At 35.2% G+C, this 13,915-nt stretch carries 9 protein-coding genes; 1 reads left to right on the top strand and 8 read right to left on the bottom strand.

The window, feature by feature from the left end; all coding sequences use genetic code 11:
• Window positions 1-422 precede the first annotated feature (422 nt).
• Window positions 423-2,177, bottom strand: a complete 1,755-nt coding sequence (locus tag E4N66_RS05495; RefSeq protein ID WP_253729273.1) for an ABC transporter ATP-binding protein — start codon at window positions 2,175-2,177, stop codon at window positions 423-425.
• Between the two features lie 253 nt (window positions 2,178-2,430).
• Between E4N66_RS05495 and E4N66_RS05490 the strand changes: the two genes are divergently transcribed.
• On the top strand, window positions 2,431-4,632 hold the full coding sequence (locus E4N66_RS05490; protein WP_253729272.1) for a DUF262 domain-containing protein: 2,202 nt from the start codon (window positions 2,431-2,433) through the stop codon (window positions 4,630-4,632).
• A 404-nt stretch (window positions 4,633-5,036) separates the two neighbouring features.
• Here the strand turns inward: E4N66_RS05490 and E4N66_RS05485 are convergent, their stop codons facing one another.
• The 7 genes from E4N66_RS05485 to E4N66_RS05455 all read right to left on the bottom strand — a co-directional run bounded on the left by E4N66_RS05485 (window position 5,037) and on the right by E4N66_RS05455 (window position 13,374).
• The gene (locus E4N66_RS05485) at window positions 5,037-6,782 is read right to left on the bottom strand and encodes an ABC transporter ATP-binding protein (RefSeq protein WP_253729271.1); all 1,746 of its coding nucleotides are present in this window, start codon (window positions 6,780-6,782) and stop codon (window positions 5,037-5,039) included.
• 302 nt (window positions 6,783-7,084) lie between these two features.
• On the bottom strand, window positions 7,085-7,390 hold the full coding sequence (locus tag E4N66_RS05480; protein ID WP_253729270.1) for a type II toxin-antitoxin system RelB/DinJ family antitoxin: 306 nt from the start codon (window positions 7,388-7,390) through the stop codon (window positions 7,085-7,087).
• A gap of 74 nt (window positions 7,391-7,464) precedes the next feature.
• Complete coding sequence (locus E4N66_RS05475) at window positions 7,465-8,430, bottom strand: helix-turn-helix transcriptional regulator (RefSeq protein ID WP_253729269.1); 966 nt, start codon at window positions 8,428-8,430, stop codon at window positions 7,465-7,467.
• 36 nt (window positions 8,431-8,466) lie between these two features.
• Window positions 8,467-9,495 carry a hypothetical protein gene (locus E4N66_RS05470; RefSeq protein ID WP_253729268.1) on the bottom strand — a complete coding sequence of 343 codons (1,029 nt, stop codon included), beginning with the start codon at window positions 9,493-9,495 and terminating at the stop codon, window positions 8,467-8,469.
• Window positions 9,479-10,117, bottom strand: a complete 639-nt coding sequence (locus tag E4N66_RS05465) for a hypothetical protein (protein WP_253729267.1) — start codon at window positions 10,115-10,117, stop codon at window positions 9,479-9,481. Before E4N66_RS05465 ends, E4N66_RS05470 begins: the two co-directional genes overlap by 17 nt.
• Window positions 10,114-12,090, bottom strand: coding sequence for an SMC family protein (locus E4N66_RS05460; RefSeq protein ID WP_253729266.1), 1,977 nt, complete (start codon window positions 12,088-12,090; stop codon window positions 10,114-10,116). Before E4N66_RS05460 ends, E4N66_RS05465 begins: the two co-directional genes overlap by 4 nt.
• A gap of 9 nt (window positions 12,091-12,099) precedes the next feature.
• Window positions 12,100-13,374, bottom strand: a complete 1,275-nt coding sequence (locus E4N66_RS05455; RefSeq protein WP_253729265.1) for a hypothetical protein — start codon at window positions 13,372-13,374, stop codon at window positions 12,100-12,102.
• Window positions 13,375-13,915 lie beyond the last annotated feature (541 nt).

The raw sequence follows: 13,915 nt of genomic DNA, 5'->3' as shown, positions 1-13,915 counted from the left end.
TATTTTAAAAATTATCTCAAGCAGATTTATCAGTCTATAACGGCATTCCGCAGTCTTGATGGTCTGGAGAGCGCTTGATGCTAATAGTGTAGGGAGAACTGGAGGTTATAAAATTTTATAATTGATTATATAAAGAAGGAAAAGTATAGGAGAGAAGATATATAGTTTGTACGCAAGATGTCAGATATATTATCCGCTGTTTTATCATATTTAGAAACACGTGCTCTCAATGTGTTTATAGAATTAATACATTACTGATTTTCTCTTTATCTGTAGGAGTTCTATCTATGTTTATGTATCTTTGAATAGGGTTTTTGCTCAGGAATATTCGCAGAAAAGAAGAAGGAATATAAATAGAACAGAGCCCTTTTTAAAATCATCAGGGCTATGTGCATCATAGAGAATCCTTTGTGAGGTTCCCCCTACATTCTCCACCGCTCAGCTTCATATTGTATATCCCACAGCCGCCGGTATAGCCCCTCTTGAGCAATCAGCTCTGCATGAGAGCCGCGCTGACTGATTGTGCCGTTTTCCAGCACGAGAATCTGATCCGCGTTCTGTATAGTAGAAAGTTTATGCGCAATCATAATCACTGTTTTGTTTTTCAAAAGTTCCTGTAAAGCCGTTTGAATCAGCTGCTCATTTTCCGCATCGACATTTGCCGTTACCTCATCCAAGAGGATAATCGGTGTATTCTTGAGAAGCGCCCGCGCGATGGAAATACGCTGCTTTTCTCCGCCGGAAAGCCGTGCCCCCGCCTCACCGATAACCGTGTTGTAGCCATCTTCCATCGCTTCAATAAATTCCGCACAGCCTGCACGCCGTGCTGCTTCACAGACTTCTTCAATCGTTGCATCAGGCCGTCCGACACGGATATTGTTCAGCACGGTATCATTAAACAAAAATACATCCTGAAATACAAAACTGATATTCTTTAACAAGTGTTCGTACGAGAGCGTCTTTAGCGCCTTGCCGCCGATGCTGATCTCCCCGTGTCCGGGCAGGATATCCCAAAAGCGGGCAATCAAATTCGTAATCGTTGTTTTGCCGCTCCCCGAAAGTCCGACAAGAGCCGTCGTCGTTCCTTCCGGTGCGCAAAAACTAACATCTCGCAATACCGGCGTTTTATTGTATGCAAAATTCACATGCTCAAAACAAATATCGTACCGCTCAAGTTTTTCCGTGCCGGAAAGCGTCTCCATTTTAGGAATCCTCTTAATCTGATTCATCCGGTCGATGGACTGCTGAGTCATCTTTGCAAAGATACTGAATATCCCCATCGCCTCAGCGCCGGTAAAAAGACTGAACGAGGCAAGCATCAGCAAAAAGGTTTGCGGAAACGTGAACTCTTTATGCAATAGAAACAGCCCCGAAAGAAATACGATTCCTGTGGTAATCAGGCGGAAGCATAATTGATAGATGCCCATCGGCGGGATATGCACAAACTCTCCTCGTACGGAAAAGGTACGGAGTTTTTCGTATGATTCTTGCGTTTTGGAAAATTGTTTTTCCGCCATATTGTAGGCTTTCAGTACATGCAGTCCTTTGATAAATTCAATCGTGTCTTCCGTTACCGTTCCGATTAATTTTTGCCGGTTTAGATTGAGCGCATCCTGCCGGGTGGCAAGATAGCGGTAGGCAAACCACGTCGGAATGAGCAGCGCAAGCACCAACAAAAAAATGCGGTAGTCGAACGAGAGGCAGATAATCAGTGCGATAACAAAGGTTGGAATGCCGACCGCAACTTTTTCAATAACGCCGATGCCTTCTATTTCCAAAAACGCCGCATCGGAAGTAATCGTCGAAACCAAATCGCCTACATTCTTTTCGTTAAAAAAGCCGAGCGAAACTTTTCGTAATTCCTTACCCAAAAGTTTGCGTTCTTCCGCCATGCACTTATACCCCGCGCCCGACCGCAGACACGAAACAAGGTAGCGCAGCACGATGCGGGCAAGAATACTCGCCAACATAATCAGCGAATACCGGATCATTACCGGCATTGTCAAAGCCTCCGCAACATCAGGATTAAATTCCGGCATCCGCGCGGTAATATGAAACGCTGCCAGCAAAGGAACCACAATCAGCCAGCCGTCAAAAAAGCTCAACACAAGCGAAGCATACAGCTCTCTTTTTTGCCCGCTCATCAACTTGATAAAATCCCGTACCGTTTTTAACATGGCGCCTCCAACAGATTCCTCTGATTTTAATCATTTTCCCGCCCGGCATCTGTACAATCAACAAAACATTGTCTTCCTGCAATATATTTTGGCTGGGAGCATAAGGGGGGGGGAAAGTAACTTAGGGTAGTAGTAAGATATGTTCATTTGTGATATAAGGTTAGTAATTGTCTGGATTTATTTGATAATCGCACAGCTATGTTACTTTATAAACGTCGCGTTTGCTAACCCGCAAACGCAAGGAAAAACAATTATGCAAACAGAGACACATTCCATTCATGATATTTTAGCGAAAAATGCAACCTCATTTTTTATTCCTCCATTTCAAAGAGCTTATGCATGGGGGAAAACAGAAATAGAAAGGTATTTTAGCGATATTATCAGGATTATTAATTCAGAACTTGATACGGCACAATCCGATAAACTTGAACACTTTTTTGGAACACTCGTTATAAAGGAAGAAAAAGCAGGATTTGTGAATAAGTCTATTGTTGTCGATGGACAGCAACGATTAACCACGACACTGCTCTTTTTGATTGCTTTACGAGATAATGAACCCAACAAAGAAAATAGAGGCTTTATTACTGATACTTATTTAACTAATAACGCATCATCTTTTCAAGATAAAATAAAATTAAAGCAAGTTTCAAAAGATTGGGATGCCTATCGTGCATTGATAAATGGAACAAGTGCAAAACCCGGCATAATAAAAAATGCGTATGATATATTCACTAAACTAATAGCAAATATAAAAATATCACGTCCTGAAATTACAGTGGAAAAATATATTGTAGCCATCCAACGGCTTAATGTTGCCGTTATTTTCTTAGATGAAAGACCATTTAAAGGTGAAGACCCGCAAATTATTTTTGAAACGCTCAATTCTTTAGGGAAACCGCTCACTCTATCCGATTTAATCAGAAATTATGTCTTGCTCAATATGGACTGTACGCATCAAGCGATCATGTATGAAACAATTTGGTACCCAAAAATTGAAATACAATTAACCGGTAGTACGTCGGATTTTTTTCGAGATTTTTTACAGTATAAAAAATCTACTTCTATAAAAGTTGTAAGTGATAATAACACAAAAGAAATTTATGCAAACTTCAAAAACTTTGTCGAAGAATCGTATGCTAATCATAAAGCTTTTATTGACGACATTGTAAAGTATGTAAAACTTTATACTTGGATTATACAAGTAGAAATCACTGATACTATTTCACCAGATAAAATAAAAGACAGTCAAATAAAGGAACTGTTGAGGAATATTTTTCATGATATAAAAACTGAAGCATTTAAACCGTTTATCCTTGGACTGCTTTATTATCATCAAAATCAAACAAGCACTATCATATTTAGTGATGATAATTTTATAGCGATATTGCAAATCATTAGAACGTATCTAATACGGAGACGAATAGCACGGCTAACACAAGGAGAAAATAAAAATATCGTACTTCTCTGCAATCGAATACATGATCTCGTGCAAAAAAAAATTGAAATGATCGATTTATTATCAAGTATGTTTTATAAAATGAGACTTCCGAATGATGATGAAATGCGGCAAGTCTTGATGATTTCAAAATTTTATGAAGATTTTAAAACCTATGGAAAATTTATTCTGGGAAAAATAGAAGAACACAATGCAAAAGTCCCTGTTGATTTTAGAAATGCTAAAATCACGATAGAACACATTATGCCGCAGACACTCAATGATGAGTGGAAAGCAATGCTTGGAAATAATTATGAAGAAATATATAAAAAATATTTGCATAATATTGGAAATCTCATTCTAACAGAGTTTAATAGTGAAATAGGGAATAACCCTTTCAAAGATAAGAAAACGCAATTACACACGTCTTCTTTATATTATAGACTGGAAATACTTAACAATGATGTTTGGAATGAGGATAGTATAAAACGACACCAGTCAAATATGATTAATTGGTTCTTGGAGACATTCCCATTACCTCAACAATATCAAGCAGCTTCTAACTATGATAGAAAAAAACCTGATGTCACAACCTTTTCCCCTATAGACGACGATGCCGGCGATTGGGCAGAGGGGAATAAACCGGCAAAAATGATAATCAACGACAGTGTTTTTAATGTCTCGACTTGGCAAGATGTGTTTATAAAGTTTATTACATTTATGAAAGAAGATAGCAGATATGATTTCCAATTTATCCTTGATAATCAAACTGACTTATTCAATCGCGAAGGTGTAATTCTACACTGGGGCCTATTAAAAACGATTATAGACAGGAATATAGACCTAACCACCCGATATAAATCATTTGACGGGCTATTCCCGGATAAAATCTCAAATCTTAAAGGCGATATGTTGTTTATTCATACCAATATATCCGCAGCAACATGTATGACTCGTATTGCAAGCGTTATGACCAAGTTTGATATGCCGAGAGAATTTGTGATTATTACTTTAAAGTAATATAGGTTTGCTACGGATTTTGACGACCTCGAATATTTCTTGTTTTGATACCGCTTCAGCAATATATAGGTAGGAGTAATATCTATTTTTATTCATCGTAATACACTTTGTAGAATTTATTTCTTTTGTCCGTACCTTGTTCGATATTTTTGCTATTGCCGTCGATAACAATTTTGATTTTTCTATTCAGTTGGAAGATCTATTCGCTAAGGATGGCAATCATTGATGCGGAATCGATGTTTGAGGCAAAGCCGAAAACTCGCTGTCAAGGAAGCTGTCTTTAGTATTTAACGCTTGATAAAAAATCAACAGTATCTGTCAGCTACTTGAGGGATATACCCGCATTCAAACTTTTTACCATAGCCCACTGAATTTACAGAAAGGACTTCACAGTCTCACCGTTTTTAACATACCGATTCCCCCATTACCCTTTCCAGCTTCCAGTTCCGGCTCTGTACCTGCGTACTCCACAGCTTTGCATACAGCGGTGATTGCTTCAACAGTTCGCCGTGTGTTCCCGTGGCGGCGACCGTTCCATTATGCATCACGATAATTTGATCGCAGCCGATAACCGTTGATAACCGGTGTGCAATTACAATGAGCGTTTTGTCTTTACACAATTCTTCAAGAGACTTTTGAATTTTGTGCTGATTTTCCATATCAGCATAAGAGGTTGCTTCGTCAAGAATCAGTATCGGTGCGTTTCGCAACAGAGCACGTGCAATAATAATCCGCTGCCGCTGACCTCCCGACAATTTTGCACCATCATCTCCTGCACTCGTGTTGTAGCCATTCTCAAACGCAATGATAAACTCGTGGCAATGAGCTTTCTTCGCCGCTTCAATCACTTCCTCATCGGATGCACCGGGCTTCCCAAGCCGTATGTTTTCCATAATTGTCATGTTGAATAAAAAGGTGTCCTGCGTTACATAGTTGACCCGCTGCATCAACTGATCCAAAGATAAATCTCGATAGGCAACACCGCCTATTGTTATACTTCCTTCTTGTACATCCCAAAAGCGCGCAATAAGATTAGCGATGGTCGTTTTACCGGAACCTGAATGCCCGACAATCGCAGTCTTTGTTTTTTCAGGGAACACAAGTGAAATATCATGCAGCACCTGTACATCTTCATACGCAAAAGAAACATGATGCAGTGCAATTTCGTTATTCGGTATTTCACCGGCGGCTGTATCTGGTTTTTGTAATTCAGGAGCAGCGAGAACTTCGTTGATGAGGCGTTCGCCGTTTTTAATGTAATAAAAATTATCCATAAATTCCGTGAACTTTAAAAGCGAAGTGCCGATCCCGACAGACACCAACACGGAAAACAAATACAAGTGCGCACTTAAACTGCCGGCGCAATATAAAAAGCCGCCGACACTCAGTACGCTTGCCAAAAGCGAAGATAGTAAAACAATCGAAGGAGACGCTGCAACATACATTCGATTATAAAGCCGGAGTGTCGCCGTTTTGTATTTGTCAATGGAAGTTTCATATTGAGAAAGCGCCGCATCCTCTCTCCCGAAAATTTTGATTTCCTTATTTCCGCGGATATATTCGATAACTCTCCCGTTCATATTTTCGAGCATGGTATAATAGGTAGCAGCAAATTCGTTCATAATGCCGATATACATCGGAAGATAAAACAGCAGCGTCAACGCCGCGGGAATCAATACCGAAAGCCCCATCCGCCAGTCAAAACTGAAAAGCAGCGCGATAACACTGACAGGTAGCAGTACGTTTGAGGTCGTTTCGGGGATTGCGTGCGCAAGCGGATATTCAAGCCGTTCGAGGCTGTCAATCAAGAGACTGTGAAAGCAGCCGATCCCTTTTGCTTGCATATAGCCGAGCGGCATACGCATCATTTTTTCCGTAATGGAAAGCCGCACTTTTTTCAAAATAGAAAACGCCGTCTTATGCGAAAGAGCGGTTGAAAGACAGTGCATCAGTATTTCGAGCACAAGCGACAGCAAAATCAACAGTGCATACCACAGTACCGTCCGTCCATTGCAGCCCTGCATGATACGCAGCAGCAGCCGATATACCGTATAATACGGCAACAAACCGAAAAACACGGAAGCAATCGCCAGAGCCACAGAAACACTATAAACCGGAATATGTTCTTTTACAAAATCCTTAAATCGCATAGTTCGTTTATACGTCTTTTTGAATAAGCTGTCCGCACAATCGGTAAAAGTTTGTCTGATAGCGATATATTTTGGCTGCAAGCGAAAGGGAAGAAGTTTTTTAAGGGGCTATTTGTAAAATGTTTGAAAGTTTATCTGATAACAAGCGGATAGTATGGAAGTACAAATAATAACTAACAGCTAATCTGCTTTTTTAATTTTTTCAGTTACCTTTTTTATTATTTGTTTAATTCTTCTTCAATATTTCTTCCGCCATATATTACACGAACAATATAAACTTTTTTATCCGATGATGTTATAGGTCATAGACAATAATCTTTTTGAATCTTATCAAAAATCTCCGTTGCTGTTTTTTTATTTCCATTAGTTATATCGGCATACCCTTTCATAAGCTCTCTATTTAAACCTTCTTCAGTTAAATCTGCTAAAACAAGAGGCGTCTTTGCCGGAAGCTTTAACTCAAAAGGAATACCATGGTTTAAAATTATTTGTTTATAGAACATCGTTATTGCATTAGATGCAGGAATTCCAAGTGAATCTAAAATAATTTCAGCCTGCTCTTTTATTTCAGGTTCAATTCTTGCATAAAGATTTGCTGTTTTTGCCATTTTTTCTCCCAAACTGCTCATGCCTGCATTATACGCTCATGTGCCTACAAAAGCAATACAATAGCCTTTTGATGTTAGCTGATTCTTCCTCTCAGCTCTCTTCGTAATTCGCCGGGACTAACTCCGTAATATTTTTTAAACGCAGTTTGAAAATACCCGTCGCCGTAATAGCCGACCTCACGGGCAATCTGTGTAATCGACACATCGCTGTTTTTCAAAAGCTCAACCGCTCTATGCATCCGCACATTTTGCACATACCCATTGACCGTAGTATGATAGGTTTCTTTAAATCCCGTTACCAGTTTTTCTCTGTTTAACGCAAATTGTTTCGACAGCGCCTGAATAGTCGGCGGATTCACCGCGTGCTTTTCAAGATACACGCGCAATGCATACAAACGCGCTTTATCATCCGTGGATAAATGCACCGTCCGTTTTTCCGTATGCGAATAGATATAGTCAAAAAGATACACAAACGCTTCCAACGCCTTCGCCTGTATATACAGCACGAGCACATCACCCGTCAGCGTACAGTTTTTCAGCTGCTCACAGATCGCGGATATTTGCGGAATATGCAATGGCGCAGGATTAAGAACCGCAGCCGCACGTTCCCAAAAATCATCAGGCAGCGCGACAGGCAGCGTTTCAAAAAACTGAGGGCGATACGAAAACCCTGCATTGACAATCCGTACGTGCGGGTTAATCCGTTTAAACCCATGAAAAACCGGCTCGTTCACATAGACATTTAATCCGTAGTCCACCGCATCCGGCAAAGGCTTCCGACATGCATCATATACTTCCACCGAACCCTCGTAATACCGGCCGATCTCAATACCCCGTTCGTCAACCGACTCCTCTATGATACAGGGCCGCTCCAGCGTACAGTCGGACACAATCCCCATCGCAGTCCGCGTATCCCCCATAATGGTAAATCCGCCCCTCCCCAGCTCAGGCAACGCCGTGTACCGAATACACCCCGCTTCCACTTTCTTTTCAAACCCCAGCCGCTCCCAATCCTTCCAATAATCTTCTATCGTTCTCATAATTGGTTCCTATCTTTTAAATCAAGGGTAGTTCGATTATTGGACAAATTCCTCAGATTTTACAATCATTGAATTAACCGGTTCTCTAATATCGTCACATACTGAAGCATAAAAACAACTGTTAAATATAGAAGAGAAGTCTTTCTTATTTTCCATATATTTATCTTTACATATAGAACAAACATCAGTTTTTGATTTTTTACTTGCATAAAACATATATAATATTACATATTTTATTCTAAATCCACAAGTTTCACCATGTCTACAATATTTATCCAACTGCTTATACCCATTGATAAATCTATTTATACTATATCCTGTTGGTTTCCTTTCTGCATTTTTGTTAATAAAGCATCCTTCAATAAAATATTTTACTTCAATATATGCACGATTTTCATCTTTATCCATTAATCCGATATCAACAGATTCTTCATCATTATTTATATCTGTAGCCGGTTCATGTATAACATTAGCTTTTACATTTTGACGGAGAAACTCAAAAAGAGAATTTCTCAGCATTTTTTCAGTAAGATTCTCATTAACATAGTTAGTTTTAATGCAAAAAAAAGGATTACTTCTGTGAATTCTTTCTCTCTGATAAACATCAAGGGCGGTATATAAATCATCAAAATTATATCGTTTAAAATAACAATCAAATCGTGCGTTAGATTCACGAAAATGATTTTGAAAAATTTCATCAAATTTACCATCTATATAAAAATGGAAATCATCCAATTTTTTTACTAGTACTTTAGATTTATTTTTATTTGATAATGTTTCTGCAAACGATAAAAATGAATCTTTGCTTTCATCATATTTAACTTTAGAAAGCCTAGAGTTCGTATCTTCTTGTAGATAATAGTTACAATCATACCTTTTATGTGTTGTTTTAATTTCCATAACAATATTTTCATAACTACTATGGAATATGTTTATATCACAAATCTCAATCAATAAATATTCTATATTTTTAAATCTTTTATACAAATCAATAAACAATGCATATTCAAGTGAAAATGAATTACAAACAGCCTTAGTATAAAAATCATTATAGATATCTTTCATTTTTTTTATTTCCTGAGTCATTCAAATAAAAATAATTTAATATATATTCAATCCATGATATAAAAATATCATAAGAGGTAATGTTTTTCTTCTTTCCTAAACCGTCTTTGAATTTCTTGAGTATTTTTTTTAATTCATTAACTTTATTAGTATTAAATTCTGAAAGATTTCTGTTATCTACAGCTTTTATCGTAGGATCTGCAAAAAAAAGTGTAAAAATATAGTCTTCATTGTAACTTTGTATCAGGCTAATAAATTTTTCAATTTTTTTATACTCATCATAGAGATATCCATTGTTCTCCAATTTAGAAGAAATATCATTTTGTAGTTTTTTATTAATTGTTATTAAAAGATTTTTTTCTGAAAATAATACATAGCTTATATTTTGTAGTCTTATAATAGTATTGGAAAAATCAACAATTTCATAACTCAATCCATTATCAATTTTTTGTATAGAAAGGCAAAAATTATCTTTCGTCTTATTTTCGGAATACAAAAATGATTCTGCAGTATAGTATAAATAGATATATCTTTGAAAGGTTTTATAGTTTATTGTTTTCTGATATTTTGAGACTGCATATAAAAATAATGGAATCTTTTCAATTAATTTTTCATTATTCATAGTATCTTTTTCTCCTTTATTTTTATAATCATATCATTTATCTTTTTTGATAGATTTTTATCGGCAAGATTTGATATTTCAGCTACATTAATAATTTGGATTTCATTTTTTGAATTATATCTTGATGATAAAAGCTCAAGTAGATTGTTATTCTTTGCATTGGCAGTGATAATCAATTTACTACCTGAATTGACATAATTTTGAAAAACATTTGCTGCATTGCTTTCATGAAAAACATCAAGCGTACTATCCGGTGTTTCAATTATAAAAAAAGAATTATTATGAAAGTAAGATAGTATGGAAAAACGAAAAGTTAAATCAGTAAATATTCGCTGTGATTCAGATAGCTCATATTCCGTATTGCGGCGTAAATTTTGTAGTTCAAAAGCGATTAACAATTCACCCATATCTTCATTTATTAAATCAAAAGAATCTTCCGACTCTATAGAGAAAGGTAAAGAAATTTCAGCTTTGATATTTTTTCCAAAAAAACGTCCCGCATACTTCGAAAAATTTAAAGAAAAAGATTTAAATTCTTCTACCAGTAACAATTCTATATTTTTCCTCATTATCGATACTTTTTTCTTCTCTTTGATAACTGCTTCATTAGCACTCTTTATCTCTTTTTCCATTGCTTTTATTCTTTTTTCATCAATAGTATTAGCATTAGATATATTGGATTTCCTATCAATAGCATCTTTTTCAAACTGTATATCTTCAAGTGTAGTATTAATAATATTAATTTCGTTATGAATTTTTTCGTATGTTTTCTTCAAACTATCAAAGTTATACCTATTAGCTTCAAGCTTTTTATTTAATTCTTTCCTTCTAAGATCAATAGTTTTAAATTCTTGATAATTTTCTTGTAATTGCATTTTTTCACCGCAAAAGATACACTTATCTGTCTGTATATCAAATATGTGATTTTGATTACATATAGGACATATACCACAATTAATACTCTGAATTAATTGTGTGTATTTTTTTTCATATTCATTAGGTAAGAAGATATTACTCCAATCCATAGAATTTTTTGATAAGGCAGTACTCAGTGTTTGATATTCTTTTCGCAATACTCTCATGTCATTTTCAATTTTATCTAAAATAGAGTTTTTGTCATTCTTTTCCTTATTAAGACGCTCCATTTCATTACATAGGATATTATAATCTATAATTTTAGAATCTACTTCTGCAGATTGTTCCGACATTCTATTTAGAAATTTCTTATAATAATTTAATGTTTCACTGGCTTTTTTATATTGACTTTCACTATAAGTTACATTCCTTATTTGGTTTTCAAAATTTTCATATGCCTCAGGCTCAAGCAGATATTTGCTTATGACAAGATGTTGCAATGATGATTGCCAAAAAGTATATTTTCTATCTTCACTAAAAAAAATAACATCATTTATTGTACTTACTATTGTATTAAACCCACCGGGGACTGATGCAGTTATTGCTAATTTAGTTTGATACTTTTCTATTAGATAATCATCAAGAGCATTTTCAGCCTCTCTACCATCCAATACTTTTGAATATAATGATTCAAATTTTCCATATGAAGTAATCTTACCGGGAATATTTACCCCATTGATAGAAAATGATTCCAATTGGTTTGCTTCTAGACTATGAGTAACTTTAAACTCATCCTTCCCTATAAAAAAAATAACTTCTACCATTGAAGATTCTGCTTTATTTACTCCATTTTTTAATCCTCGAGAAAGAAAGAAGTTATCGGAAAAAGTTGGCCTATTTTCTCTTCTTTTATTTTCTCTTGTTTTAACTTTTATATTACCAATATACGGACCTATTATAGAATAAATTAAAATTTGTATAAGTGTACTTTTCCCAATTCCATTAGTTCCAAAAAAAACAGTTATTTTCTTATCGAAATCTATATGTATATCTTTTTTAAAAAGTCCATAATTATAAATGTGCATAGTTTTCAAAACCGGCAAAGTAAACTTATTCATACAACTCCCTCACTTTTTTAATACGATAACACCTTCTAATAATTTACCTATTTTCTCTTTTTGCTGCGGACTTGACTTTAAATTTCTTGCTTTTCTGATTTCAATAATATTGAATCCTATATCTTCTGCAATAGATGCACAAATATCTAATGTATTTATAAGGGTATTAAAATATGCTGAATTTGAAACATTAAAATATATTGATCCATTTTTTTTCATTTTTTTATATAGAGATTGAAATATTATTTGCATATCTACAAAATATAATCTAATCATATCTATAATTGAATCATTCCACAGTTTAACGTTAGATGAAGCTTTTGAAAGCTCATCTAACGTTTGATTAAGTAATTTATTCTGAATATAAACTTGATCATTCCATTTCACTTGAACATGAGATCTAATTGTTTGCTTTCTCAAATCCTTTATTTGTTTATAATTGTCAAAATATAAAGTTTTTAACTCAAGCATATATGTATCGGTATAATCACGAGAATTCAAGTATGGCGGAGATGTTATAACAAGATCAATAGAATTATCAGCTATTTTCTCTTCAATTCCAACACGAGAATCTTGATTGAACAATCTCTTTTTATTTGATACAGATGTAGTTTTTTTTATATTCTGGATATCAGGTAATAATTCATTTTTTATTTTACTATCAAATTTTGAAAAAACATAATTCTCATCATAAGAAATACTTTTCCAGTTTTTTTTATAAGAAAGACACTTACCATTTCTATATAAATTACTTACATCTAATAATATCGCTGAAAGAGCAACCATAAACAGATCTTGATATACTTGATTATCTATAGATATTATAGATTTTATTAGTTTTGTAATAGCTTTTGCTACAGAAATATCATAATTCCACTTATTACTATTCTCTTTCTGATAGAGGGTTGTAAAAACTGATGATAGATTATCAGCACATACTGTATTACGCTTTACACAGACAAAATCAAACCATTTATTAAATTCTTGGATTTCATACGTATTTTCAAGTTTTACTCTTGCAATCACATACATTAGCGGATTTACTTCAAAGGAGTAGCATTGAAATCCTCTATTTTGAAGCTCTAAGGCCGTTGTCCCACTACCGGAAAAAGGCTCTAAACATACCAATTTTTTTTTCTTCACTTCATCTAATATTGAGCTAATAAATTCCCGAGAATAGCCCTCCACAAAAGGATACCATCGGTGTATAGGTTCTTTTTTGTTTTTGTTAAACTGCATAATTCGACCATAAGAGTCGAAATAGTCCACATATTTGTATGTCATAATCTATTCCACATTAAAATTTCGGCATAGCAAAAGGGTTCCTTTAGATTATAATTATACCACATTTCTCGAATTTTAACACCCTTTCGGTTATCACAGAAATCAATTTTCAAGCACTTCAAATTATTATTCTCCCATAAATTACAGGTTTTGCTGTTTTTACTGATTTTAAAGCTGAAAATATTGGAAAAATTCAAAAAACACGGCAAAAAGCTACAAGCGTAAAGCTCGACGGTCGCATATTCAACAGCCATCCATGGCTGTTTGGGCATGCGTAAACCATAACGCCCTCTTCTTTAAATTTTTTATACCTTCTCTATTTACAGCAATCTATTTTGTATTTGCAGCATAAATGTGCTAAAAACAGATACTCTCCTTCATATTCTTTTCTTTTTACAGTTTTCCAGCTTGAATCAGAAAAGCGTTTCGTTTATACTGCCCATATAAGTTTACCGTAGGTTACCGACGAAAAGGATTGAATCAACAACCTCGACGCAGAGCATCGGGGCATTAAACCCTGTTCAAAAGCTTCTGTTTCGGA

Source organism: Treponema sp. OMZ 857, assembly GCF_024181085.1.
Taxonomy (GTDB): Bacteria; Spirochaetota; Spirochaetia; order Treponematales; family Treponemataceae; genus Treponema.
The sequence above is the reverse complement of the archived record's forward strand: the minus strand, read 5'-3'. Positions and strand labels throughout refer to the sequence as shown.